Source organism: Prevotella sp. Sow4_E9_plate (assembly GCF_052116205.1).
In the GTDB taxonomy this organism is placed as follows: Bacteria; Bacteroidota; Bacteroidia; order Bacteroidales; family Bacteroidaceae; genus Prevotella.
Genome location: NZ_JBQKLN010000013.1, coordinates 28,421 through 54,504, shown reverse-complemented (window position 1 = coordinate 54,504; position 26,084 = coordinate 28,421). Strand labels below are relative to the sequence as shown.

Here is a 26,084-nt window from a genome sequence, read left to right as displayed (position 1 = left end):
GAGCGTTTTTGTTTTTTTATTTGAACTGTTCTGCTTCTTGCTTCATCACATTCTCTACATCGATGGCATCGAATGGAACGGGACCGTAGCTCAACTCCGGTACGTTGAAACTCTTCAGACAATCATCGTAGAAGGTTGGTTCCTTCTGCGGCAATACGAAAGGTTTGTGAGCCTTGCCTTGGCTGTCTACGTAGCAGAAGTAAGGCTTGCCGTAAAGACCATCATCGCGCTTGCTGGCAAAGACAAACCATCTGCCTGTATGCGACCAGCTGTGATAGGTATCGCTCTTGTTGCTGTTCACGATGCTGAGGCTGTCTGTCTTACCCGTCTGCAGGTCTAGCATGCATAGATCTGCTTCTGGATGCCAGATAGGGAAGGTGCCGTAATCGGCTACGGTGAAGAGGCAGTATCTGCCATCGGGACTTATCTTAGGATGGCAAACGGAACGGGCAGAATAGAGGGTATCTACCTTTTCACCAAATCTGCCGTTTTCTTCATTGAAAGGAATGCGTACCAGCGAATATTTCAGTCCCTTGAGGTTCTTCGTATTCAACCCTTTCCGGTCGGCTACACAATAATATATATAGGCACCATTAGGCGAGAAGGTCGGGAATGTCTCCAGCTTCGTGCTGTCGCTCGTCAGGGGCGATGAGATGATGGTGTTGTTGTCGAGGTCGGCAACATAGACATCGCTCTTCGAATCATATACTTCCAGACGTTTGTCGGGATCGGCATGGAAGGCCGGAATAATGATATTGGTAGAGAACGTTACGTATTTGCCCGATGGACTGAAACCGTAATATACACTTGAAGAAATCAGGTTGTCGTTCTTCAGGTTCAGCTTGCACAACTTGCCATTGCGGTTGAGGATGGCTCCACCGCCTTCTCCTCTAACATATAGCATGCTGAGGTTCGGATTCTGATTGCCGAAGGCATGACAGTTCATGCAGCGGTTCTCCTGCAGATTGTGGTCGGCGAGTATCTTCTCCTCCCAGTTCTCGATGCAGCGCTGCTTAATCTGGATTTTATTCCATACCTCGTAATCGGGCTCTATGAGTCGGTAGGTGAGGTATGAGTCGATGCTGTCGCCTACTACCTGCCAGGTGAAAGGCTTGAATGCGGTCCAGTCTCCTTCATCGCTTTTGGAATAGATCTGTACCTTGATGTTCTTGTTTACAGCCTTCTGGAGAAAGGCTTTCCACTCTTTTATGTCAAACTTCAGATTCTGACTGTTGCTGGTTGCTGTCAATGTGTTGGCTGCATCATTGGCATCTGCTCCTTCAATGGTGAGAACGGTCTCGATGTTGGTAAGATGCTTGTCGCGTATCTCGAAGTTGAGTGGTGCGATGTTTACCGGAATGGTTACATCGGCATAGTCGGGATACATGTTGGGCAGATGGCTAACCTGCTCTGCGTTCTCATGTGTCTGGGCACATGAAGCGAAAAGGAGGAGACCCGCCAGGGAGCTATATAGAATGTTTCTGTATTTCATTGTTCTTGTTTTTGATGCTGATAGAGTCTTCCGGGCTCTTTAGTTGTTGTTCAACTTAGGTGTCTTTGCCTTGTCAAAGTAATACCAGTAGGTATCTTTGAAGGCAGGGTTACCGCGTTGTTCATTATATTGGCTGAACTGTTGCAGCACATCCTGTCGCTTGATATACTTGGCCCATTCGCTTGGTGGCGCCTTGGTTCCTGCCAGATATATCGTGAGCGCTTCCTGATACAATTCGTCGTATTGCACGTGCTTCTGCTTGAGATAGTAAGCATCGTAGTCATGCTTGAAGGTATCCATGTCCTTCAAGAGAAGGTCGCTGCATAGCATGTAATTGATGGCGTTATTGTTTGCCGGATTGCTTTCCACCAGCTCTTTCATGATGATATAGCTGTTGTCGCTGAGGCGAAGGGTATCCTGGGTGTTGACAAACGGGCGCTTGTCAAGATAGGTCTGAAGGAGGGCTTTCTCATCGGGCAGGGCATGAATGCCCAGGGATGCAAAAACACGGTCGGCCCATCTTTGCCATACGAATGTCTTCTGCAGGATGCGCAGATATTTGCGGGTTGCCTGGTAGTCGCCTTTGACGAGATTGACTTCTGCCAGTCGCTTGATCATGCGGATGTTGCGGTTGTTGGGAGAGCAGACATTTGCCAGCATGGCTGCTCTTTCGCAGAAGGTCATGTCGCCCAATACCCAGTACAACTCATTGAGTGTCTTGATGGTGAGTGTTGGAGCGTTGGGACCAAGGGTCTCAAAGGTGCCGAGGTTGTTGTCGGGGAATTTGAGAAGGTTGGCAGAAAGACAGTGGTTTTGTGCCATGATGAGATTATAGTAGAACTTCATGTACTGGTTCGGATTCTCTTCTTTCTCTACGATGTGCATCACCTTGTTGTAGTTGCCGAAATAATATTCGCAGTCTACAGCCAGTGTCTTTTCCAGATCCATCTGTGGGGCAACCAGTTTGCCGATGCCAGGATAAGTGTAGATGGTCTGGAAATCGCAATAGTAGAGTCGCTTGGTGAGCATGAGGAGGAAAAATGGGATGATCAGGGCGGCAAGACGATAGTAGATGCCTGCTATCATGATATTGGCAATGCAGCCGGCAAATGTCAAGGCGCCATATACCCATACACCGTATCCGAAGAACCAATGGCAGACGAATACGGAGACGAAGATGCTGATGACGGATACCCAGTTGGCAATTCCTGAACCATTGAGGAAGAGACCCTGCTCGTTCCCTCTTTCTATCTTCTTGATAAACATTCGGGTAGAGATGAGCAGCGAGGTGCTGACACGGAACACGCTGGCTCCACCTGCCACGGCAAGGATGCTGCTCAGACGGTAGTCGTAATGGAAACTGAAACAAATCAGCAGAATCATCACGATGAAGGCGACGGAATGTGCCACCCATCTTCCCTTGATGTCTGCCATTTCTACAGCACATCTGATGTTGTATCCTGTCAGGAGGATACAGAGGGTAAGGATGATAGGACCTGCATAACGGAAATAGTAGAATTGGGTCAGGAAATCGCCTGCCAGACAAGCCAGCCATCCCGGTTTGTCAAGGTAGGTGGTTACATGATCCCACGACATCAGAAACAGCTGATTCTGCTCCTGATAGAACAGGTGATAGGGATAGCAGAATTGGAAGAATGCAAAACATGCTATCGCTCCCAGCACGTATAATGTGTATATGCCTATGCTAGGTTTGTTTGTTTTTTGTTTATTCATGTCTGTCAGTTTATTTCTGCAAAGGTAACAAAAATATATTAGAAAGGCACATAAAAAATGCAGAAACTTACTCTTTGAAAGTAAATTTCTGCATTTATTGCTGTTATTGCTTTTCTGCAATACATTCCATCTCTATCAGCCAGCCTGGTCTGCATACTTTTGCCTCTACGATGATATGCGGTATCTGGGGATAGAACTGATTCATCAGCATTTCTACGGTATGATAATCAGACATGTCGCGCAGATAGATGATAAAGTACTGGATGTCGTTCATAGTGGCATCGCCATCCTTCAGTAAGGCTCCTATGTTTTCAAGGAGTCTGCCGGTCTGTCTTACTATATCGCCTTCGTATACCACCTGTCCGTGCTTGTCAATACTGGCAGTTCCGGAGATGAAGTATTGCTGCTGGCTGGGTAGGGTAAGACGGGTTCCGCGCTCAAAGGCTACTCTATATTCGTGGGTAGGATTCAGATGTTCGAGTGCCTGCAGATACTTCTTGTCTGATTCCTGTATGTCAGGATAGGTCAGGAAGTCGATGGCTACAGTGGCATGGCGAACGGGAGTTGCTCCTCCGATACCTGTGCTGGCTATGTAGTGGGTATCTGCTGTAAGACCTTCTTCATCGAAGACATCGTTGCGTGCTTCTACTACGCCTTGGTAGTTCACGTCAATATGGGCTACGTATATCCAGGTGCGGACGAGGTTGCGCTCCATTGTCATACCTGTCTTGCTGATTGCCTGCTGGTATCTGTCGAAAATCATACGGGTTTGTTCGTATGAATTCTTATCCTTCGCTTCCTCCTCGGTGAGGCGGATACTATGAAACAGCATGGGGGTATGAACATCTGTGGTTTTTACAAGAAGACTTATCTTACTGCTATTCAGTGGAGTCTGTTCCACGATAGTAAGATTCGTATCCTTGAGAAATTCTTGATAGAGAAGAGATTCCTGCAGTTCTTCTATCTGGTTCTGGGAATCGCTGAGAAACACCTTACAATATTGCAAGGTGCGATGTTCCATCTTCTCTATATCGAGATGATTACCTAGTTTTAGATACAGAAAGTTCAAGCGGTCGTTGAACGAACCCTTGGCTTCCGGTGATAGTATTATGTATTTGTCCATCTTGTTCTTTTCTAATCTTCTGCAAAGATAATGATAATTATCGAGAAAAGAGAAAAACAAGATAGACTTTTTCTAAGAATACCTAAATATGGTGATAGGATTCTACAAAAAACTGCAAAATACTATAGTGATTCGAGCATGCGCTTGATGACAACTTCGGCTGAAATCTCACGGTTGGCTGCCTCTGGAATCACCAGACTGTTCTTGCTCTCGATGACATCATCGGTAACAATCAAGCCACGGCGAACAGGCAGGCAGTGCATGAAGCAACCATCGTTGGTCCAGCTCATGTGCTCCTCGTCGATGGTCCAGCTCATATCCTTGCTCAGAATCTCACCATACTGTGCTGGGTCTTTCACACCCGGACAGCTCCAGTTCTTGGCATAAACGAAGTCTGCACCTTCCAGCGCCTTCTTCTGGTCGTACTCCACTTTGGCATTGCCTACGAACTTAGGATCAAGCTCATAGCCCTCTGGGTGAGTAACCACGAAATCAACATCGGCTGCGTTCATCCACTGGGCGAATGAGTTTGGTACAGCCTGAGGCAAGGCACGGCAATGAGGAGCCCAGGTCAGGACTACCTTAGGACGAGCCACCTTCTTATGCTCCTCGATGGTGATGAGGTCGGCAAATACCTGGAGTGGATGAACGGTAGCTGTCTCCATAGCGAAGACTGGGCGGCCGCTGTATTTTACAAACTGGTTGACGATGGTCTCGGCATAATCGTAGTCACGGTCTTTCAAACCGGCAAAGCTACGAACACCGATAAGGTCGCAGAAGCTACCCATTACTGGGATTGCCTCCAGCAGGTGCTCGCTCTTGTCGCCATCCATGATAACGCCACGCTCTGTCTCCAGTTTCCAGGCACCGGCATTTACATCGAGTACGATTACATTCATGCCCAGGTTCATCGCAGCCTTCTGTGTACTCAGTCGGGTACGGAGACTGTTATTGAAGAATATCATCAGCAAGGTTTTGTTCTTGCCCAACTCCTGATAACCGAAACGGTTTGCTTTTACTTCCTGTGCCTCAGCGAGTGCTGCTTTCAAGTCGCCAAGGTCTTCAACATTAAAGAATGTCTTCATTGTTATTTCGTTTTTTATTTGTTATTTCTGATATATATTGCTCTTGGATCTTTCTTCTTGAATCTTGATGTTTGCAAAGTTTGCATGCAAACCTTGCAAACATGGCAGAAACTAAGACTTGGTACGGAGAGGGTACGGAGTTGGTACGGAGCGGGTCCAGAGAAGCGCTATTGAATTGGCTTTCCCTTCGGCCGCCGAACGTTGTTTCTTCACTCTTCGTTCTTCACTCTTCACTTCCTCGTCTGTCCATTTCCTGTAATCAACCACTTGTAGGTGGTAATCTCTTCGAGTGCCATAGGTCCGCGGGCTCCGAGTTTCTGGGTACTGATGCCAATCTCTGCGCCCAGTCCGAACTGTGCACCATCGGTAAAGCTGGTAGGAGCATTCACATAAACGCAGGCTGCATCTACCATTGCCTGGAACTTCTTCTGGGCAGTTTCATTGTAGGAAACGATGCTCTCGCTGTGTCCGCTTCCGTAGGTAGCGATATGGTCGAGCGCCTCATCTTCCGAAGCCACGGTCTTGATACCCATCTGCATGCTGAGCCATTCGGTGTTCCAGATGCTCTTCATGTTGGCATTTGCTTCTGTTGAGTCTGCGGATTTGCAATCCGCAGTCAGCAAACCTGCCTCCTTCATCTTCGCTTCGCTTTCCTCTGCCTTATATAATAAGGTGTCAGGATAGTGTCCCTTTAAAGCTTCGTAAGCTTTGGCATCAGCATGAATCTTGGTCTGTTTCTCGGCGAGACCTTCGCAGAGGGCAGGGAGGTCGCTTAATCTGCTTTCGTGAATCAGCAGACAGTCGAGTGCATTGCATACGCTCACTCTTCTGCATTTGGCATTGGTGATGATGCGCTTGCCCATCTCCAGATCGCCATCCTTGTCGAAGTAACAGTGTACCACGCCGGCTCCGGTTTCGATAACCGGAACTTTGGCAGTATCACGCACGAAGTTGATGAGCTTCTTTCCGCCACGAGGAATACAGAGGTCGATATAGCCCACTGCATTGAGCATTTCGCCGGTAGCCTCATGGGTGGCAGGTAAGAGCGTAACGACATTCGGGTCAATACCGAAAGTTATCAACACCTTGTGGATAAGTTCGACACCCGCTGAGTTTGAGGAGTTTGCATCCTTACCACCTTTCAGTACGCAAGCATTTCCACTCTTGAAACAGAGAGAAAAAACATCGTAGGTTACGTTAGGGCGAGCCTCGTAAATCATGCCGATAACTCCGAAAGGAACGGCTACTCGCTGCAGGTGCAAACCATTTTCGAGTGTTTTGTCTTTGAGAACTCTTCCGAGAGGTGAGGGCAGGGTACTTACGTGTCTCATATCCGAAGCGATATCCACGAGTCGCTGCTCTGTGAGCTGCAATCGGTCGTAGAGCGGGTTTGTTTTGTCCATCTTCGCCAAGTCTTCTGCGTTCGCTGCAAGGAGCGCAGGAGTCTCTGCGATGATAGCGTCAGCCACCGCCTTTAGCACTTCATTACGTTGTTCGTCGCTGAGCAAGCCCAGTGTCTTGCTAGCTGCCTTCACTTTTTGGAAAGTCTCTTTCAGTTCCATTTGCTATTTCCTTTCTTATTTTTATGATAAGATATTTGGTAATGTGTTATGAGTTCCCTCTTAACAACGGCAAAGGTAAGCATAAATATTGGAAATTGCAAACTTTATGCAAGAAAAAGTGATGATTTTATAGATAAATGGATAGTTATACGAAAATGAGATACAAAAAGGTCAGACAGCGTCTGACCTTTTTGTAATGGTTCCTTCTAATTATTCTGATACTGCCAGAAGAATTACTCTTTATCGTTTTCTTCAGGATGAGCCATTAGATACAGTTCCTTCTGTCGTTCGATTTCTCTTCTCAAGTCTTCCTTGTCTGGCAGGTAAAGCTTGTATTTTGCAGCGAACATCTGGTCGTTTTTGGCGAGGGTAGAGTATCGTGCCACATCCGAATCGGTCTCGGTACAAAGAATGATGCCGATGGTAGGGTTGTCGTCTGGTCCTTTTTTCATCTTGTCGTACATCTGAAGATACATATCCATCTGTCCTACATCCTGGTAAGTGATGCGATTTACCTTCAAGTCGACCAAGATAAAAGATTTGATGAGGTAATTGTAAAATACCAAGTCGATATAGTAGTCATTCTCCTCGGTTCGGATATGTTGCTGGCGAGCCACAAGCGCATATCCCTTTCCCATTTCCATCAAGAATTTCTCTAGGTTGTTGATGATGGCAGTCTCTAATTTTGATTCAGCGAGGGATGTGTCTTCTGGCAATCCAAGAAATTCCAAGACAACTGGTGATTTGATGTATTCGAGTTTGTCTTGTTGATAAGCCTTTGTCTTGTCTTGCATCTCGTTAACGACTGGCTGCTTCTTCTTTGACATAAGAAGACGTTCATAATATAGGGTGTTGATATTGCGGTTCAAGGTTCTGAAACTCCAACCTTGCTCGAATGCCTCCTTTGCATACCATTCACGAGCCTTCTTATCTTCTACTCGTATAAGACGCTCGTAATGAGACCAAGGAAGAAGGCGTAACTCGGATTGGGCAGACTGTGTCTGACCTTTTTGGGGTAGCAAAGAAAATTCATCAGACAGTGTCTGATGTTTTTGCTTTTTGAATTCCTCAGACACTGTCTGAGGAATTGTTAACTCTTTGAATTTCAGGTAGAACTTCTTGAAATTCATGATGTTTGTCTCTGAGAATCCTTTTCCGAATTCCTTGGTCAAAGCAGCCGAAGCAACCTCTATCACATGCTTCCCGTATTCTGCACGTGATGCTCCGTTCTGTTCCTGTTCCACAATACGTTGTCCTATTCTCCAGTTTCTTTCCACCAGAGAATAATTGACGGCAGCAAATGCTTTGCTGCGAGCCTTGCTGACGATGGAGCGCAAGTCGTTGACGAGCATATTGTCTTCATCGTTATATTTCTTGCCGGGTTGTTTCATGATGCTACTGATTTTAGCTATTCAAAGTGCAAAGATACGATTTTATATCGAAAAAGCAATCTTTCTCTTCACTTTTTTCGATAAAAGTTGCAGATAAAAAATGTATTTCCAAAAGAAAGTAGTATCCTTCTAGTGTGGAATTCTATGACTGTGGCTGATGCAATATCTATGAAAATGTGCTTTAAACGTGCGGAATCTATTTTTTTTAAGCACATTCCGCACGTTTAAAGCACATTTTCTCTGTCGCAGAAATACTCGGGACTTTCATAACCTTGGTAGATGAAAGGATTTGCTAATTTCTTGTTACTTAGTTTCATACGCCATTACATCTTTAGTGTTACAACTTTTATGTAATGGCAAAGGTACAACTATTTCTTGAATGAGCAAAAGAAAATGGTAGAAAGTTGAGGATTATTCTCAATTTTCTGCCATTTCATTTGCCCGTTTCCTTTTCTTTTTGTATTTTTGCCCCTCTAAACATTATATATACTATTGACTTGATAATAAATATAGCAATTATGTGCAATATAAAGACGATATTGGCAGGCTTGTCCTTGACAATGGCTGTGGGGATGCCGGCAGCGGCGAGTGATGAACTTACAATGGTAGTAGGTACCTATACCGACCAGAGTACTTCTGACGGAATGTATATTTATCGTTTCAACCAACGTACAGGGAAATCGCAATTGGTTAGCAGTGTACAGGCAGGCAACCCTTCGTTTCTCATGATGAATCATGATGCAAATCGGGTTTATGCCGTGAGCGAATATGATGATGGGCGACAAGGACTCGGGGCTTTCATTCTCAATAGGACGAAGGGAGAGATGACTCCTCTTGGGTATCAGAAGTGTGGAACAAAGGCTACTCGACCTGAAAACAAGATGCCGGGTGCGGCACCATGCAATGTGATGCTGTATGGTGGATATGTGGTGACATCCAATTATAATGGGGGTGATATTTCCGTATTCCCAATCAAGGAAGATGGAAGTGTGGCGCCAGAATCGCAATATTTCGATATGCATCGTGAGGGGAGTGGTGTGGTATCGCATATCCACTGCTGCCAGATGACTCCTGATCATCAATATATGCTTGCCAATGATTTGGGGAACGACTGTATCTGGCGCTTCCAGGTAAATGATGGCAAGGTATTTTTATCTAATCCTGTTCTTGCCTATCAGGCACCTAAAGGAGCGGGACCACGCCATCTTGTATTCAACTCAAAAGGCAATGTGGCTTACCTGATAGGCGAACTGGATGGCACGGTAACCGTATTGGGATATAACAAGGGTACATTGCAGGAGTTGCAGCGCATACAGGCTTCGAAGACCCGTACGCTTGGAAGTGCCGATATTCATCTGTCTCCTGACGGTCGCTTTCTCTATGCATCCCATCGGTTAACCGATGAGGGCATCTCGATATTTGCCGTAGATAAGAAATCGGGTCTGCTCACAAAGATAGGCTTACAACCTACAGCTGCCCATCCTCGCAACTTCGCCATCACGCCTAACGGACAGTTTATGCTTGTGGCGTGCCGTGACAGTCATGTGATTCAAGTTTTCAAGCTCAATAAGAAAACTGGAATGATGGTTGATACGAAGCAGGATATAAAGGTTGGAAAACCTGTCTGCGTGCAGTTTGCAAATTAATACGCTTGGGGTCTTGCCAAGCATTTGCTCTGATTAGCCTATCACATTGCATAGTTGGTTGATGGCTGCATCAAAAGTGGTGAGGTCTTTGGCTCGCTTTCTGATGGCTGCCTTGTAATTATAGATGGTTTGCGTAGAATAGAACAGAAGGGTGGCCAGTTCCTGACCATCCGTAATTCCCAGTCTCATCAGTGCATAGATACGCAGTTCCTTGGTGAGACTGTTAGGGGCAGGGAGTACAATCTGCTTTTCAGGCAACAGCAGTTGGTTGAACTCTTCCACAAAATTCGGATACAAGTCAATGAAGGCCTTGTCGAAGCGAATATAGAAGTTGGCAGCCTCTTCTTCTGCCAGCTTGTAGCTGTTGATGGCAGTCAGAAGATCGGCAGTTTGTTTTGCCTTGATTTTGCGGCTTACCAATTTGCGATAATCATCCAGTTTCTTGATATATACGGCACTGATGTCCATAAATAAATGCATATAGGTCTCTCTTCGCTTATTGGTGTTGAGCAGCTTCTGGTTCAGTTCGTCCAAGAGTGTATTCTGGCTTTTTATCTCCCTACGGCTCTTGGCTAGACGCTTGTTCATCTTGAACGCAAAGAAAGCCATGGCAAGGAATCCTAGCGACAGGATGCTCACGATGACGAGAGATGCTGTTACGATGCGGTTCTTGCGTACTTCTGCCTGATGGTTCGTTTCTGTGATAAGGGGAAGTATGCGTGAAATCTCAACCATGCGGAGACGGTTGTTGTAGAATTGGGCATCCTCCATGGAACAATAGATGTATTTGGCAACCCTCTTTGCATAGGAGGCATCCTTATTATATAGATAGGTGGAAAACTCCTGAAGGGCCAGATTCTCCTTCAGGGGACATATCTGGTCTGAGATGGCTGCTTCTACAATATACTTTTCATATAAATCCTTTTGGTCAGTATCATAATAATAGCGGGCAATGCAATAAGCCGATGAGGCATGCACACGGCTGTTCAGGGGACTGGCTGAAAGTGCCTTCATGTAGAACTGAAGCATCTTTTTGCTTGTACGCTGCTTTAGATATTCAAACTCTCCTGAAAGATAGTAATAAAGAGCGGATTCCTTGTTGCCGATATGTTCAAGAGTCTTGCCTAAATAAAAACGTTTTTTGGCTGCCAATCCTTCTTGAAACTCCGACTTGTTGCAGAATGTTTCCCAATAGCTATATACCCAAGTCAAGGTATAATAATAGTATTGCAATAACTTAGGTGACATTTTCTCCACATCCATTGTGAGCATTAAGTCTTCTGCCTGGCTGTAGAAACCACCCGTCGATAGCACTGCAGCACGATTGATTTTATTCAGGTTAACGAAATAATCATCCTGAAGTTGTACAGCCAGCTGGTAGCCTTTCTTGGCGTATGTCATGGCAGAGTCGTAACGGTAGGTATAATACTCCCTGTAGATTTGGTTATAGAGACTAAGCTGGCTGCGCTTGTCTGAAGTCATGTATAGTTGCTTTTTGAGTCTTAGCAGTTTCGCTTCTTTTCTTTGGGTAAACTTGCTTCGCTGAGCGATGTAACTGTCTAAACGATGGAACAGCTGTTCCTCGTTTACGGATGAAGCATTTGCCATTAATGGCATAAACATCATTAAGAACCACAATACTACTTTCATAACTATCCTTTTAATTGTTATTGTTTCTATCAGATAGGCTATAAGAAAGCCTTAAAGTTGTATTTTTCTGCAAAGATACTACTTTTGTTCCTCTTTTTATCATCTACTCTATTAAAAAGTATTAATATCTTAGATAGCTTGATTATTAATAGGTTATGAACTTGAAAACCCTGGTATTTATCTACTCGTAACCTACACACGATGCCAATGTCTGAAAAATCTCCTTAACTTTGCAACCGCAATCGAATCGCATTCGGTGGCAAGTGAAATCATGACAAAATAAGAATAAACAACTGTAAGATTATGAACTTAAGAATCCGTACATTTTCTATGGCTTTGGTAGCGATGTCTGCTGCAAGCCAAGTGTATGCACTTCCTTCCGACGAATCTGAAAACAAGGAGAAAAAGGAAGAGCGTAATGTGATGCTCAACGCATCTGATGCCAACAAGCCTCGTGAAATCCAGATAGGATTGCCAAGCGAGGATGTAACCGTATATGAGAACGGTCTTCCTGCCGTTTACTCTTCTTCCGTACACAGACTGTCTGCCCATTGGCGTAGCGATGCCTCACTGAAAGGTACCGACTTGATGACTCCATCTGAGTCTGCCATTGCTACTGGTAATATTGCGTACGCAGTTTCTTCTTTCAGCGAGTTGGGACAGAAAGAGTTCAAGGGCAAGCTCAACTATAAGGCAAACCATTTTGGTATGCAGAATGTAGATCTCAACCTGTCTGGTGGAATCGGTGACAATTGGCTTTATACTGCCAGTATGTATCAGAATTTCGATCCAGGTAGTTTCAAGCTTCGCTTTACCGATTATGCCGACCGTACCCAACTTTATCATTTCGGCATCACTCGCATCTTGAATGATGGAAAGGGACGTATCTCCTTATTATATAAGTATTCCAACAGCAAGAACCCTGGCAATTTTGCCAATGCAGCCCCATTTATCTATTCTGGCGACGGAAGTATCAAGAAGATTGATGGCTTTGATCCGGGTATGGACTCATACGTGCAGCGTCAAGGTTCTTTCCAATACTTGAATACAAAGTCAGGAAAGATGGAGACATGGAACATGAGCGATGGCAGTGAGAATCATGCCAACGAGATTGCCCTCATCAGCCAGTATCAGTTTGATAATGGATGGTTGTGGAAATTCAACGCCAAGTATATGAATGCTCCACGTGCCAATTTTGTGGATTACGGAGGAAGTACCATCTCTCAGGTGAGCGAGGCTGATGGCTATCAGCTTTATGAAGGGTCTGCCTACAGTGGTTACATAGAAGGTCGTCGCACCTGGTTGCATGTTGGTAAGGTGAGCAATGCGCTTTTGACTACCGAAATCACCAAGAAGTTGAACAACCATAAGTTAATGATTGGTTTGAACGAGTGGTATTACCATCTCAATTACTATTCGTCTTCGTTCCAGTGGGCAGGCACCGTAGAAGCTTATCCACGCACATTGAGCCAGATGTATGTCAATCCGCTTGATCCTACGCAGACAGCTCATCGTTCTGAGACGTTCGGCTATAATGAGTTGAGTCCTGAATACACCAAGGGTTCAGAGAACAAGTTGGCACTCTACTTCACTGACGAATGGAAGGTAAGTCCTACGTTCAAGGTGTTCTATGGTGGTAGATTGGAGTACTACCGCATGTCTGCCGAGCAGATTTCTACTCCACGTTTCTCTGGATTCCACATGGGTAACTATAATACATACGCCACTGCTGCTGATGGTTCTGTTGTTGCTACCGAGCACAGCATTGAAGCAAAGAACGTAACCAAGGATAAATTGAATTATGCAGCCACCTTGCAGTTGACGTATAACCTTACCCGCCAGTTTGGTTTGACAGCCGATGCTACCATCGCCACCCGTTTCCCACGCATCAGCGAGTATGCAGGAACAGGACCTACCGAGGAGCAGTATAAGCGAGTAACCATCCCACTGATTCGTGGTGGTATTTTCTACAAGAACGATTGGATTGACCTTTCTTCAATGGTGACCTACATTTCAAAGTCGAACAATATCGACCAGCAGAATCTTACCAAGCCTGGCACTACAGAGGGCAAGACCGTGTTGCTCATCTATAACATCCAGACTTTGGGTTGGACAACCTCGGCAGAAATCAATCCGTTCAAGAACTTCCACATGCATGCACTCTTCACCTATCAGAAGCCTGTGTATAAGAACTATAATGCGAGCGTAACGTTCAGTGATGGTCAGTCTATGGGTGTGAATGCCAATAACATGATCGTCAAGGAGATTCCTCAGGTTCTTATAGAGTTGGACCCTAAATACGACATCACCAAGAATCTGAATGCCTGGTTGAGTTTCCGTTACTTCGGTAAGACCTATGCCAACCTTCAGGAGGCACTCTATTTCAATGGTCACTGGGAGACTTTCGGCGGAATCAACTGGAATGTGAACAAGAAGCTGAGCCTTGGCGTGAGTGTCATCAATATCTTCAACGAGAAGGGTGCCAAGGGTACCATTAGTGGCTCTGAACTGATTACCAAGCAGGAAGCCGGAAAATATGAAGGCAAGTACATGAGTGGTAGCTATCTCCGTCCGTTCACGGTGGAATTCTCTGCAGGAATCAAATTCTAAGATAATAACGAAAGAATTATAGCGTTTAATTATAACAAAACAATCACGTAAAAACCAAAGAACGATGAAAAAGGTATTTATGATTATCGCAGCGATGTGCATGACATCTATCATGGCATCTGCTCAAAAGACCATCCGAGTGTCAACCGACAAGACCGACCTCGTGATGCAGGTTTCTCCTAAGGGTCGCCTCTACCAAGTGTATCTGGGTGACAAGTTGAAGAATCCTTCAGATTACAATCATCTGAAGTGGGATGTATATGCGGCCTCTGATGGTTCCGTCTGCCAGCGAGGTCATGAGGTTTATGCAACCTCTGGTGCTGAAGATTTCTTCGAGCCGGCAGTGGCAGTGACCCATGCAGATGGTAACATGACCACCTATTTGTATTATCAGTCTTCTGAAGAAAAGGCTATCAGTGGAGGTGTTGAGACCATCATCACGCTTAAGGACAAAGTGTATCCGCTGACCGTGAAACTCCACTATGCAGCTTACCCTAAGGAGAACGTCATCAAGGCATGGAGCGAAATTTCTCATAAGGAGAAAGCTCCGGTTACGCTTTGGAGATATAGCTCTACAATGCTTTATTTCAAGGCAAACAAGTATTTCGTTACCAGTTATCATAGCGACTGGGCTAAGGAAGGACAGCCTGAGACTTGCCAGTTGACTGCTGGTAAGAAGATTGTTGATACCAAGTTGGGTACCCGTGCAGCCATGCATGAGGAGCCGTTCTTTGAACTGGGATTCGATGAGCCAGCCAAGGAGAATGAGGGTAAGGTGATGCTTGGAACCATCGGATGGCCTGGCAACTTCCGTTTTACCTTCGAGGTAGATAACGTGGGAGCCCTTCGTGTTATTCCTGCCATCAATCCATACGCCTCTAATTATAAGCTGAAGGCTGGTGAGACGTTCACTACTCCTGAGTTTATCTTTGCCATGAGTGATAATGGTATCGGTGAGGCTTCCCGTAATTTGCACAATTGGGCTCGTCAGTATCAGGTAAACATGGGTAAGGAAGATCGCCTTACGCTCTTGAACAACTGGGAGAATACCGGCTTCGACTTCAACCAGCAGAGTCTTGCTGAGTTGATGAAGGATGCCAAGGACCTGGGTGTAGATATGTTCTTGCTTGATGATGGTTGGTTTGCCAACAAGTATCCTCGCAAGGACGACCATGCAGGTCTCGGCGACTGGGAGGCTACCAAGAGCAAGCTGCCTGATGAAATACCAGGATTGGTAAGAGATGCCAAGAAGGCTGGTGTAAAGTTTGGTATTTGGATTGAGCCAGAGATGGTGAATCCTAAGAGTGAACTCTTTGAGAAGCATCCTGACTGGGTCATCATGCAGCCAAAGCGTGATACCTATTATTACCGCAACCAGCTGGTGCTTGATATCAGTAATCCTAAGGTACAGGATTATGTGTTCAGCATCGTGGATCGTATCATGACGGAGAATCCGGATGTGGCTTACTTCAAGTGGGACTGCAACAGTGTGATTACCAATATCTATTCTCCATATCATAAGGAGAATCAGGGTAATTTCTATATCGATCATGTCCGTGGTATCTACAAGGTGCTTACCCGTATTCATAAGAAGTATCCTAAGTTGCCGATGATGCTTTGCTCTGGTGGTGGCGGCAGAATGGATTACGAGATGCTGAAGTATTTCACTGAGTTCTGGTGTTCAGACGATACTGATCCATACGAGCGCCTCTACATCCAGTGGAGCCTGTCAAAGTTCTTCCCAGCCAAGACCATGGGCTCGCATGTAACTAACTGGAACAAGAATACCAGTGTGAAGTTCCGCACCGATGTTTGCAGTTCATGTAAGTTGGGCTTTGATATCGACCTCAAGTCGCTTACTGCTGATGACTATAAGTTTGTGCAGAATGCAGTTAAGAACTACGATAGCATGAAGCCGATGATTCTTGAGGGCGACCAGTATCGCCTGGTTTCTCCATACGAAGGCAACCACTGTGCCATTAACTATGTAAGTAAGGACAAGCAGCGTGCCGTTCTCTTTGCATACGACTTGCATCCACGCTACAAGGAGCCTGTGATGAATGTGAAGATGCAGGGATTGGATGCCGATAAGGTTTATACCGTAAAGGAGACTAATCTGATGCCTGGCAAGGAATCTGATTTGGAGTGCAATGGCAAGCAGTATAGCGGTGACTATCTCATGAAAGTCGGTTTGAATGTATTCAGCCAGACAGATGGAACGAGCCATGTGTTGGTATTAGAATAAAGTTTCTCTGTAAGCATCCTATAATAAAGAAGTTAATCAAGACTGGTTTAATCTTATGCATAAACCAGTCTTGATTTTATTTGTTTTGTTAAGCACCTCGGTATGTCACCTGCCCTTATCGCATGGCTGGGGAAATGGTGATACATTCTAGTATTCCAAAAAAGTGTTGTTTTTGGGGGATTTTCCAACGAAAGTATGTACTTTTGCATCATCTTAACAATGGAATAAAAATATGATTAATAGATATTTAGAGTCAATTATAGAGGGTAGAATGAGACAAGGCAAGGCGATAGTTGCCACCATTAGTGCCTTTTATATAACAAACAATACCTCAGTTCGGGATAACGAGCTCTATCTAAAGGCTTTATAATGTTTTTATATAAGGGACACAGAGGCTTGGCAACCATCTATATATCTTGGATGGTTGCTGAGACAAAATCCTCATGTAAAATATGCAATGTTAGAAAAGACTCAGCTGTTTCGTATCTTCGATAACGTATCCAGTAAGTGCCTTGGGCTTGTTGTCAAAGAAACAGTATGCCCCTAATGCAGAAATAATATTTATGATGAAATTCGAAACAGACCTGTGACGTGAATGTACTATCTGAGCCGTATTTTTCAACAGGTCATTAATCGTTTCAAAGATGTATCTTTTGCGTAGCATCATCTTGTCATAGAACGGCATTAGTTTGTTCTTCATGTTCACTCTCAGTCCTGTAACCAACTGGATGCCTTCCTCAAAAAGCGAATCGAAGAGTTTTTGCGAGATATAGCCTTTATCTGCAAACAGCTTGCCATACAGACGTTTAGCCAATACATCGAATACCGCTGGATCTTTGTCGCTAACGTTTGCACCAGTGAGAACAAAAGCAATTATCTCACCTCTATCATTACATCTGCCAAAAGCACGGAGATTCAGGAAGAACATGAGAGGGAAGAATACGCGACTTTCAAGTTCTACAAAACGGTTATAAGACACTGCATTTGGAAAATATGACTTCAATGTTCCTCTAATAAAGAATAGGTAATAATGCTTGAAGTTTCGGAATGAGCCGAAATGAAAATACAGCAAAATCGGCATGATTTCACTATCAGATAAAGAGGCTTTACGTCGTCTGCGCTTTACTCCATCTTCACTCAAAAACAATTTTCCTGCATTTTCAGCATCAAAAACTTTGTAAAATTCATCAATAATACAAAATAATTCTGTAACTTTGTCCTTGGTAATCTCCATAATGATATCTTTTTATGTTTGTAACTAATTGGATTTCAACTACAAAGATACAAAAAATATCGGAGATTACCAACTTTTTTAGGCACTATTTCTTATCCCGAACTGAGGTAAACAATACACCATGCCAAAAAGGTGGAACGTTGTCCCACTTTTTGGGCATGGTGCATTGTTATTGGCAAGGAATGCCCGTAATGTAGCCTTGTCTTTTGACATTAGTCGAAGAAGAAAAATCCATTTGACATTCGAAGACGATTGAAAGGATTGTTTGTGGCAATCTCTTTCAATGAAAAGTTGGGATCGAATACTTGACTTATCTTCAGCAAGTCTTTTATCGTCCTCGACTTTTGCGCCGTGGTAGAGTTGCTTGTGCCAAAATATTCACAGATGTCATTCGATGTCAAGCTTAGTCGGGAGTCCTTGCTGAATATGAAGTTGATGCTGCATATGGTGTAAACAGCTGCTGCTGCCCAAATCTCTAATCTTCCAGACTGGAGAGGATTGGTGCGTTTCCTTCCAAGTTTCTGTATCAGCTGGGTGCATAGTGTGGCACATTCCTCGTCCAACTTCTCGTTGCAGAAGTTCACAGCAAGTTCTGTTACCTTCACTTCTCTTTCTTTCAATTCTTTTTTGTCCATATTTTCTGATGCTTTTTATTTTTATTCATTAATCTTCACCTCGAATGGTTCATGCGTCTAAATATATTTATGTAATGCCTTCAAAGAAATACTTACTCCTTGAAATCCAAAGATGGCAAGTCTTCGTTGCCGTCAAACTTGTCGAAGTCGGAGCGGAAAAGGCGGTCTTGGATGATGCGGTATTTTTCAAACTCAGTCTCGGCATATTCCTTTGCATACTCTGCCGTCACCTCCCCAGCGTCTTTCAAGACGGCATCTCCACCAGCTTCTAAAACGATATCTATACGTTTCGCCCAATCCTCCATTGTCATGGGAATGTGACGGTCTGCCATGCGTTGGGCAAAATCCAAAATGGTGTTGACAAGTTTTCCCATATCATCAAGCTCCGATTCCTTGAGATAGTTCTTAGCTATGCTCACATCTGCTTTTACTATTTTTCCGTTGGGAGCTTTCTCCCATGTAGTCAACCCCATGTGTTCCTTGTCAGCATCGGCACGGTCAACGATAAGTTCTGCCTCAGTATGACCATGTACGGCAAAATGCATCTTGTTTTGCATTTTCTTATAAAATAGGCGGGTCGTTGGTGCATCCTTATTGTAGTCGATACTTGTGGCATAGATGTCCGTCAATTTCTGGTAGAACCGCCTCTCGCTCATTCTGATCTCGCGAATCTCGGAGAGCAGGTGCTCGAAGTAATCCTCCCCGATAAACGATCCGTTCTCCATTCTCTTCTTGTCTATGATGTAGCCACGCAGTGAGAATTGGCGGATGACATAAGTACACCATTGGCGGAACTGGGTGGCACGGATGGAGTTTACACGATATCCTACACTGATAATAGCATCGAGGTTGTAGAATTTGGTTTGATACGTCTTGCCATCTGAGGCAGTTGCCGAGTTTTTCTCGGTAACTGAATCTTCCTGCAGTTCACCAGACTTGAAAATGTTCTTTAAGTGCAAGCTGATGTTATCGGTTGAGCAGTCAAACAATGTCGCCATTGCCTTCTGTGTAGCCCACACCGTCTCGTCTTTATACAATACCTGTACGCCTTGTTCCTTACCCTCTGCCACGAAGGTAAGAAACTCTGCAGTACTGTTACGTATTTCTTTTTTCTTTGCCATTGCTTGTGATTCTATTATTTTTCCATCGGTCTTGGAGCAAACTCTGTATGTAGGGTCTCCATCGGATGCTCTTTGAGGTCGATGAGGATGTTTGGGGTATTACCATTGGCAATGATCACCTTGATGCCGGCATTCGCTACATCCTGGGCGGTCTTCAATTTGGAAATCATGCCGCCTCTGCCGTGGCTACTCTTCTCATCGCTCACATATTCGCTCACATCTCGGTCGTAATATACCGAAGGGATGATGCGAGAGGTTGGGAGAGATGGGTCGCCATTGTAAATGCCATCTACATTGGAGAGCAAAACGAGGGCATCGGCATTCAGCATTCTTGCAATCAAGCCAGATAATTCATCGTTATCCGTAAACATTAGCTCGGTGAGGCATACGGTATCATTCTCGTTGACGATAGGGAGTACGCCATTCTCCAACATCAGTTCCATACAAGCCTTTTGGTTCTGATACTGTTCCTTGGCAAGGAAGTTCTCCTTCATGGTCAATACCTGTCCCACCTTGATGTTGTATTCTCTGAACAGGTCATAATACAATCTAATCAGCTTGCCTTGACCTACGGAAGAGAACAGCTGTCGCTGCTCTACACTGTCCAGCTGGTGGTCTACCTGCAATTCGCCCCTGCCTGCCATCACGGCACCAGAAGATACGAGTATCACCTCGTAGTCGTGCCTTCTCAACCAAGCCAGTTGGTCAACCAAAGCCGACATTCTAGTTACGTTCAAATGTCCATCCTCTCGGGTCAGCACGTTGCTGCCCACCTTTACTACTATTCTTCTCATGCTTGCATTTTAAAAATTATAACCGACACTAACGAAAAAGGCATCTTCATCTACACCATAGTTTCCACTTATGTCGTAACCACAGTTGATGTAAAGATGTTTTTTATTAAAGCCTACTCCCATTCGGCATCCAAAATCAATTTCATCTTCATCAAATCCGTATGCAAGGAAAGGACCCATAAAAGGTTGGATTGACATATTCTTTTTAAGATGTATGTGATAGGATAATAGGGCTGGGGATAAAATAGAGTGATTATCCCAATCAGAATAATATCTGTTGGTGTAATATAATCCAGTCTCGATATAGAATGGAAGTTTTGCTATACTGAAACTAGCAGCTAAGCCTGCGGTAGGGAAAACTTCAATGTTGGAACCATCCCAATCTGTTGGGGCAAAAGTGATACCTCCTCTAACTCCGAGTATCACTTTTGGGGCATTTGCCCATTTCTGTGCTTTCACACTATTGCCAATTAAGAGCAATAGTGTGAGTGTAAATATCATCTTATTTAATTTCTTCATCTTGCTTCGTTTTTCACTTAACCCCGTCTTTTTCCCGAATCTCTACTCTTCGAATCTTGCCCGAGATGGTCTTTGGCAGTTCATCTACGAATTCGATGATGCGAGGATATTTATAAGGAGCAGTCTCGTGCTTCACATGATCCTGCAGCTTCTTGATGAGGTCTGGACCTGCCATACTCTTGTAGTCATCCTTCAGCACGACGGTTGCCTTGACTACCATACCGCGGATTGGGTCTGGCACACCGGTGATGGCGCACTCTACTACGGCAGGGTGAGTCATCAGGGCATTCTCTACCTCGAAAGGACCGATACGGTAGCCCGAGCTCTTGATCACGTCGTCGATTCTGCCCTCAAACCAGAAGTAGCCTTCCTCATCACGCCAGGCCATATCGCCCGTGTGATAGAAACCATCATGCCAAACAGATTTTGTCTGCTTCTCGTCACGATAGTAATATTTGAAGAGGCCGATAGGCTTGTCATCGCCGATGCGGATGCAAATCTCACCTTTTTCACCATCCTCGCATTCCGTCATGTCTGGACGGAGAATGTGAACATCATATTGTGGGTTAGGCTTGCCCATGCTTCCTGGCTTTGGTTTGATCCAAGGGAAGGTTCCGAGTGTCATCGTGGTCTCTGTCTGTCCGAAGCCCTCGTAAATCTGAACACCAGTAAGCTTCTGGAAGGTTTCTGCCACGGATGGGTTCATAGCCTCACCCGCAGTGGTGCAGTATTCAAGACTGCTGAGGTCATACTTAGAGAAATCCTCCTGAATCATGAAGCGGTAGATAGTAGGAGGGGCACAGAAAGAGGTGATATGATACTTCTCAATCTGGCGCATGATCTTATCCGCCGTAAACTTCTCGTGATCGAAGACGAAGACGGTGGCTCCGGCAAACCATTGTCCGTAGAGCTTGCCCCATACAGCCTTGCCCCAACCGGTATCGGCTACGGTAAGATGGATGGAGTTCTCGTGGAGATTGTGCCAATATACACCCGTGGTCAGATGACCGAGCGCATAGAGGTGATCGTGTGCCACCATCTTTGGCTCGCCTGTGGTTCCCGATGTAAAGTACATCAGCAGGGTATCTTCGTTAGAGTTTACATGCTCCGGACGAACGAAAGGAGCACATTCGTTCCATTCCTTCATCCAGTCGTGGAAACCTTCAGGGATATCCGGACCGATACTAATCAATGTCTTGACAGTCGGACTCTCTGGCATTGCCTGATTAACCTGCTCTACCACGTAATCATCGCCGCAGCAGATGATAGCCTTCACGCTTGCTGCATTGTTGCGGTAAACGATGTCGTGCTTGGTAAGCATGTGGGTGGCAGGGATGGCTACGGCACCCAACTTGTGGAGACCGAGCATGGCAAGCCACCACTGATAGTGACGCTTCAGAATCAGCATCACCTTATCATCGTGACCGATGCCGAGACTCTGGAAGTAAGCAGCAGCCTTGTCGCTCTGCTCCTTCAGGTCCTTGTATGTAAAACGGATTTCTTCGCCACGTTCACTTGCCCAAAGCAGCGCCACGTGGTCTGGTTTGATCTTTGCCCATTCGTCCATCACGTCGTAGGCAAAGTTGAAATCTTCTGGTATGATAAACTCCAGATGCTCCTTGAAGTCTTGCTCTGAAGTAAATTTTGTCTGTTTTAGAAATCTCTCGATCATAGTTACTCTTCTAGATAATTATACAAAGGAACTTGGCAGGCTCATTGTTGAGTGAGCGGAAACAATGCGACTTTCTACTGTCGAAATAGATGCTGTCGCCCGGATTCAGCACCATCACCTTCTCTTCGATGGTTACTTCGAGCTGTCCCTCAATCACATAATCATATTCCTGCCCGTCGTGTCCGTTCTTGTTCGGCTTCTTGTCGCCTGGCAACGGATCCACCTGTACCATGAACGGATTCACCTTTCTATCCTTGAATCCTACGGCAAGGCTCTGGTATTTATACTGGTTGTTGCGGTCTATCTCCGGTCCCTGTCCCTTGCGGGTAACGTAGTATCCCTTCATGCGAGGTTCCTCACCGAAGAGCAATACGTCGAGGTCGATGCCGTATCGCTTAGAAATCTTTGAAAGTCGATACACGGATGGGTCGGCTTCTCCCGACTCAATCTTGAGATAGTGGTCAAGACTGATTTCGCAAAGTTCTGCCACTTCCTCAGCTGGAATGTTGAGAACCTCGCGGAGACCTTTCAGTCTTTCACCGATTTGCTTGATTGCTTCGTCCATAATCGAATATTTTATTGGTTGTTTTATCTTTTACCTGCCAGCAAACCATTGATGACAGCGCTGGTAAAGCCGCCCTGTTCCATGGTGTTGAGGCCCTTGATGGTGCAGCCGCCTGGAGTAGTAACCTTATCAATGGCAGCCTCAGGGTGTTCGCCTGTTTCCTGAAGCAGCTCTACGGCACCCTTGATGGTCTGCAAGACAATCTTCTGGGCATCCTTAGCCTTGAATCCCATTTCTACACCGCCTTCCACATTGGCTCTTACATAGCGCATCGCATAAGCAATGGCACACGACATAGCGGTAGCTGCTGGGAAGAGACGTTCTTCCATGATGAGGCTTTCGCCCAATTCATCGAAGATTTCTGTAATCTGCTGGATTTCTGTGGCAGATGCATCTACAGGAGTGATGAAGGTCATCGACTGCTTGTAGGCGATGGCGATGTTTGGCATCACGAGGAAGAAGGTTGGGGTGATACCATCCTTGTCTAACCACTCCTTGATGTTGGCTGATGGCACACCGGCAGCAACGACTACGAGTTTCTGATTCTTGTAGTTGAGTGCCTCCTTGATTCCTTTCAATGTCTTCTCTACGCACCAAGGTTTTACTACCACGCATACGATGTCTGCGCCGTGGCAAGCCAACTGGTTGTCGAGAGTTACGCTGGCTCCTTCGCTTGCGAAGTGATCCAATACTGGTTGGTTATGGTCTGATACCGTAATATCTGATGGAGTGAACTTCTCGCTCTGCAAGAGTCCTTCAGCCATAGCACCGCCCATGGCACCTGCTCCGATAATTGTTATTTTCATTGTCGTCTTATAGTTAAAATGCAATTACGGTGCAAAGATACTACTTTTATCTGAAAATAGCGTGTCTATAGACGATTTTTTAAGAAAGTACGCTTGTTTACTGACGATATTTTAAGAAATTCGCTAGTTTACTCCCATTCTGGAAGTATCTACGTCCTTGGTTCTCTTTTCCTTGTACTTGCCTATCTTACAGATGATGGAGATGGAGGCTGATGCCCAATCTTGCTTGATGTTCATGTGGTAGTCTTGATTGCCTTGTACTGATTTTGTAGAGAATCCCTCGTTGAAGATGTTGCTGCCTTTAACCACAATGCTCCATTTATCATTATCGGGAGCCCATCTCAACATAGCATTCAAAAGAAAGACTGATTTGATGTCATAGAGTCCTTGAATGGCTTTTGACTGATAGAATGGGTTAAGTATGAAATGGATGTGATGGCTTCGGCTAAGCTGGGCGGATAGATTTCCGGCAAGAATGGCAGAGATATGTTTGCGATTGAAGGGCAAGTCAAAGAAATCGTTACTCTTGTCATGTCTGTAGATTCCTGTTGCCGAAACACTTCCGTTCATCCAATTGCCTATACCGAAAGTCGTCGATGCTCTAATGCCCATAGTATGGTTATAGTCGAAATTGGTCTCCTTCATAATGACTGCCAGGTGGTCGGTAGTCTGATAAGGCAACTGCACAGAATAGTTGGGTTGGAACTCTGCAAATGCCATCAATGCATGGCGACTTTTGATAGTCCACATCAGGTTGGTCTCGTATGTAGAGTAAGGCTTGAGATGAGGATTTCCCCATATTTCCATATAGGTAGAGGCATAGTAAATGCTGCTCATAGTTGACCAATAGCTAGGAAACTGTGAGCTGGAACTGAAGGATAAGTTGAGTATGTTGCCAGGATTGGCTTTCCACGATGCATTAAGTGTGGGATAAATATGCCATTTGTTCCATTGTGGAGAATGGTACTGCTCCGCTTCGACAGAGGCTTCCAAGCTGATTCGCTCGTTTATCTGTTTGCTTATGCCGCCATAGAAACTCAAGATTCTTTCTTCGATATTCACCTGGCTGGTTGCATCTGGAATGTCTGCTCCATCCTTGTTGGTCGTGGTTTGGTAGCTTCTGTTGTTGCTGTTTTGGAATTTCATACCATACGACAGTTCCCAACCCTTCTTCAATGAGTGGGATTGATCGGCGGTGAAAAGCCATTTGTCTATTACCTGCTTGCTGTTTGTGTATAGAATACGTTCTTCGTCAAGTATTGTTCCTTCCAGATATTGCTGGCTGGGATTTTGGTAGTTGAGATAGGATATGCCTATTTGTAGTCCAAAGGGCAGGTTGTAGCTGGCATCTACATTGTGCAGGTAGGTATGTTCATTGCCCTGTTGCTGGGATGTCCCTGTTCCCATCGTTTCATGATGAGGATGACTGCTGTCCCATTTTCCTGTATATGCCAGGGATAGCTGGTGGTTATCAGCAAATGCATAACTCAGTCCCAAGCGATAGTTGTGAGTCAATCCAAGGGTTTTCTGTGAGGTCTTATCATGATACGCTACTCGTTTCCCTTGAAGGGGATGATTGGCATTGGTAGTAGTTTCACCGTATGATGTTCCATCTGTAAATGAATACATGGCATCCAGTCCGAATTTTCCTTTTTGGAACAGCAGGTTGCCTTTGCCTTCCCCTTCTCCGTATTTGCTTTGGCTCCAGATGCTTTGTATTTGTCCTGAAAGTAGGTTCTTTCCTACATAGTCTTTGGTAATCAGGTTGATGACCATTCCACGAACATGTAGGCGTGCTAGCGCTGCCAGCATCACTTCGGCTTTGGCTAATTGTGAGGCGGGCATGGCTTTTAATCGCTCTGCCAGTTGTGCGTAATTGAGCGTGGTTGGTTTGCCGTTGATGATGAGAGTCAGTTCCTTTCCTGCATAATTGATGTTGCCGTTTAGTTCGTTTACTCCTGGTATTCGGGTAAGGGCATCATAAGCGTTGTCTGCCGGCATTTTCTCTATGAGCAGTGGCATGTTGTAAACCAACTGTCCTCTTTCTGCCTTGACGATAGGACGTGTCGCCTTGACGAAAACCTCTGGCAGGTTTTGCATCATCATCTGGGTGGTAAGCGTGTCTTTTGCCTCTTCGTTTTGAGCGCAAAGGGACTGGCTCAGCAATAATGCTGAACCTAAGATAAAATTTATTTTCATG

Annotated in this window: 18 protein-coding genes and 1 pseudogene; 3 read left to right on the top strand and 16 right to left on the bottom strand. The window is 45.1% G+C overall.

Translation table 11 applies throughout. From position 1 onward, the window contains the following. Nucleotides 1-16: 16 nt before the first annotated feature. From ACTQ53_RS07060 to ACTQ53_RS07035, 6 genes are all read right to left on the bottom strand, one after another. Nucleotides 17-1,492, bottom strand: a complete 1,476-nt coding sequence (locus ACTQ53_RS07060; protein WP_441932566.1) for a TolB family protein — start codon at nt 1,490-1,492, stop codon at nt 17-19. A gap of 39 nt (nt 1,493-1,531) precedes the next feature. Beyond that, complete coding sequence (locus ACTQ53_RS07055; RefSeq protein WP_441932565.1) at nt 1,532-3,226, bottom strand: DUF6057 family protein; 1,695 nt, start codon at nt 3,224-3,226, stop codon at nt 1,532-1,534. 103 nt (nt 3,227-3,329) lie between these two features. After that, nucleotides 3,330-4,349, bottom strand: a complete 1,020-nt coding sequence (locus ACTQ53_RS07050; RefSeq protein ID WP_441932564.1) for a Rid family hydrolase — start codon at nt 4,347-4,349, stop codon at nt 3,330-3,332. Between the two features lie 122 nt (nt 4,350-4,471). Beyond that, nucleotides 4,472-5,434, bottom strand: a complete 963-nt coding sequence (locus ACTQ53_RS07045; RefSeq protein WP_441932563.1) for an acetylornithine carbamoyltransferase — start codon at nt 5,432-5,434, stop codon at nt 4,472-4,474. Between the two features lie 230 nt (nt 5,435-5,664). Then, complete coding sequence (locus ACTQ53_RS07040; RefSeq protein WP_441932562.1) at nt 5,665-6,996, bottom strand: glutamate-5-semialdehyde dehydrogenase; 1,332 nt, start codon at nt 6,994-6,996, stop codon at nt 5,665-5,667. 233 nt (nt 6,997-7,229) lie between these two features. After that, nucleotides 7,230-8,387: a PDDEXK nuclease domain-containing protein gene (locus ACTQ53_RS07035; protein WP_441932561.1), complete on the bottom strand. Its 1,158-nt coding sequence runs from the start codon at nt 8,385-8,387 to the stop codon at nt 7,230-7,232. Between the two features lie 518 nt (nt 8,388-8,905). Between ACTQ53_RS07035 and ACTQ53_RS07030 the strand changes: the two genes are divergently transcribed. Next, nucleotides 8,906-10,033, top strand: coding sequence for a lactonase family protein (locus tag ACTQ53_RS07030; protein ID WP_441932560.1), 1,128 nt, complete (start codon nt 8,906-8,908; stop codon nt 10,031-10,033). A 33-nt stretch (nt 10,034-10,066) separates the two neighbouring features. Here ACTQ53_RS07030 and ACTQ53_RS07025 read toward each other — a convergent pair whose 3' ends face one another. Continuing rightward, nucleotides 10,067-11,683, bottom strand: coding sequence for a DUF6377 domain-containing protein (locus ACTQ53_RS07025; RefSeq protein WP_441932559.1), 1,617 nt, complete (start codon nt 11,681-11,683; stop codon nt 10,067-10,069). A gap of 330 nt (nt 11,684-12,013) precedes the next feature. Between ACTQ53_RS07025 and ACTQ53_RS07020 the strand changes: the two genes are divergently transcribed. Continuing rightward, on the top strand, nt 12,014-14,293 hold the full coding sequence (locus tag ACTQ53_RS07020; protein WP_441932578.1) for a TonB-dependent receptor: 2,280 nt from the start codon (nt 12,014-12,016) through the stop codon (nt 14,291-14,293). Nucleotides 14,294-14,357: 64 nt separating this feature from the next. Beyond that, nucleotides 14,358-16,538: an alpha-galactosidase gene (locus ACTQ53_RS07015; RefSeq protein WP_441932558.1), complete on the top strand. Its 2,181-nt coding sequence runs from the start codon at nt 14,358-14,360 to the stop codon at nt 16,536-16,538. Nucleotides 16,539-16,998: 460 nt separating this feature from the next. Here the strand turns inward: ACTQ53_RS07015 and ACTQ53_RS07010 are convergent, their stop codons facing one another. From ACTQ53_RS07010 to ACTQ53_RS06970, 9 genes and pseudogenes are all read right to left on the bottom strand, one after another. Next, nucleotides 16,999-17,772: a transposase gene (locus tag ACTQ53_RS07010; RefSeq protein WP_441932557.1), complete on the bottom strand. Its 774-nt coding sequence runs from the start codon at nt 17,770-17,772 to the stop codon at nt 16,999-17,001. Between the two features lie 212 nt (nt 17,773-17,984). Next, entirely contained in the window at nt 17,985-18,407 is a 423-nt protein-coding gene (locus ACTQ53_RS07005) for a DUF6398 domain-containing protein (protein ID WP_006847547.1), read from the bottom strand. 92 nt (nt 18,408-18,499) lie between these two features. Continuing rightward, nucleotides 18,500-19,528, bottom strand: coding sequence for a virulence RhuM family protein (locus ACTQ53_RS07000; protein ID WP_441932556.1), 1,029 nt, complete (start codon nt 19,526-19,528; stop codon nt 18,500-18,502). Between the two features lie 26 nt (nt 19,529-19,554). Then, nucleotides 19,555-20,322: pseudogene (gene proB, locus ACTQ53_RS06995) on the bottom strand (glutamate 5-kinase); the annotation flags it as partial. 9 nt (nt 20,323-20,331) lie between these two features. Continuing rightward, entirely contained in the window at nt 20,332-20,841 is a 510-nt protein-coding gene (locus ACTQ53_RS06990; protein ID WP_235391047.1) for a hypothetical protein, read from the bottom strand. A 13-nt stretch (nt 20,842-20,854) separates the two neighbouring features. Continuing rightward, complete coding sequence (locus ACTQ53_RS06985; RefSeq protein ID WP_294972494.1) at nt 20,855-22,513, bottom strand: AMP-binding protein; 1,659 nt, start codon at nt 22,511-22,513, stop codon at nt 20,855-20,857. A 10-nt stretch (nt 22,514-22,523) separates the two neighbouring features. Then, entirely contained in the window at nt 22,524-23,078 is a 555-nt protein-coding gene (locus ACTQ53_RS06980; RefSeq protein ID WP_117587364.1) for a helix-turn-helix domain-containing protein, read from the bottom strand. Nucleotides 23,079-23,101: 23 nt separating this feature from the next. Continuing rightward, nucleotides 23,102-23,884, bottom strand: coding sequence for a pyrroline-5-carboxylate reductase dimerization domain-containing protein (locus tag ACTQ53_RS06975; protein ID WP_295345922.1), 783 nt, complete (start codon nt 23,882-23,884; stop codon nt 23,102-23,104). Nucleotides 23,885-24,007: 123 nt separating this feature from the next. Next, a complete protein-coding gene (locus tag ACTQ53_RS06970) occupies nt 24,008-26,083 on the bottom strand; it encodes an outer membrane beta-barrel protein (RefSeq protein WP_441932555.1) in 2,076 nt (691 codons plus the stop codon). Nucleotide 26,084: the final 1 nt, after the last annotated feature.

What these genes read in the sequence shown, in the direction of transcription:
- ACTQ53_RS07060 (WP_441932566.1), bottom strand. Translation starts at nt 1,492, where the DNA reads ATGAAATACAGAAACATTCTATATAGCTCCCTGGCGGGTCTCCTCCTT.
- ACTQ53_RS07055 (WP_441932565.1), bottom strand. Translation starts at nt 3,226, where the DNA reads ATGAATAAACAAAAAACAAACAAACCTAGCATAGGCATATACACATTA.
- ACTQ53_RS07050 (WP_441932564.1), bottom strand. Translation starts at nt 4,349, where the DNA reads ATGGACAAATACATAATACTATCACCGGAAGCCAAGGGTTCGTTCAAC.
- ACTQ53_RS07045 (WP_441932563.1), bottom strand. Translation starts at nt 5,434, where the DNA reads ATGAAGACATTCTTTAATGTTGAAGACCTTGGCGACTTGAAAGCAGCA.
- ACTQ53_RS07040 (WP_441932562.1), bottom strand. Translation starts at nt 6,996, where the DNA reads ATGGAACTGAAAGAGACTTTCCAAAAAGTGAAGGCAGCTAGCAAGACA.
- ACTQ53_RS07035 (WP_441932561.1), bottom strand. Translation starts at nt 8,387, where the DNA reads ATGAAACAACCCGGCAAGAAATATAACGATGAAGACAATATGCTCGTC.
- ACTQ53_RS07030 (WP_441932560.1), top strand. Translation starts at nt 8,906, where the DNA reads ATGTGCAATATAAAGACGATATTGGCAGGCTTGTCCTTGACAATGGCT.
- ACTQ53_RS07025 (WP_441932559.1), bottom strand. Translation starts at nt 11,683, where the DNA reads ATGAAAGTAGTATTGTGGTTCTTAATGATGTTTATGCCATTAATGGCA.
- ACTQ53_RS07020 (WP_441932578.1), top strand. Translation starts at nt 12,014, where the DNA reads ATGGCTTTGGTAGCGATGTCTGCTGCAAGCCAAGTGTATGCACTTCCT.
- ACTQ53_RS07015 (WP_441932558.1), top strand. Translation starts at nt 14,358, where the DNA reads ATGAAAAAGGTATTTATGATTATCGCAGCGATGTGCATGACATCTATC.
- ACTQ53_RS07010 (WP_441932557.1), bottom strand. Translation starts at nt 17,772, where the DNA reads ATGGAGATTACCAAGGACAAAGTTACAGAATTATTTTGTATTATTGAT.
- ACTQ53_RS07005 (WP_006847547.1), bottom strand. Translation starts at nt 18,407, where the DNA reads ATGGACAAAAAAGAATTGAAAGAAAGAGAAGTGAAGGTAACAGAACTT.
- ACTQ53_RS07000 (WP_441932556.1), bottom strand. Translation starts at nt 19,528, where the DNA reads ATGGCAAAGAAAAAAGAAATACGTAACAGTACTGCAGAGTTTCTTACC.
- ACTQ53_RS06990 (WP_235391047.1), bottom strand. Translation starts at nt 20,841, where the DNA reads ATGAAGAAATTAAATAAGATGATATTTACACTCACACTATTGCTCTTA.
- ACTQ53_RS06985 (WP_294972494.1), bottom strand. Translation starts at nt 22,513, where the DNA reads ATGATCGAGAGATTTCTAAAACAGACAAAATTTACTTCAGAGCAAGAC.
- ACTQ53_RS06980 (WP_117587364.1), bottom strand. Translation starts at nt 23,078, where the DNA reads ATGGACGAAGCAATCAAGCAAATCGGTGAAAGACTGAAAGGTCTCCGC.
- ACTQ53_RS06975 (WP_295345922.1), bottom strand. Translation starts at nt 23,884, where the DNA reads ATGAAAATAACAATTATCGGAGCAGGTGCCATGGGCGGTGCTATGGCT.
- ACTQ53_RS06970 (WP_441932555.1), bottom strand. Translation starts at nt 26,083, where the DNA reads ATGAAAATAAATTTTATCTTAGGTTCAGCATTATTGCTGAGCCAGTCC.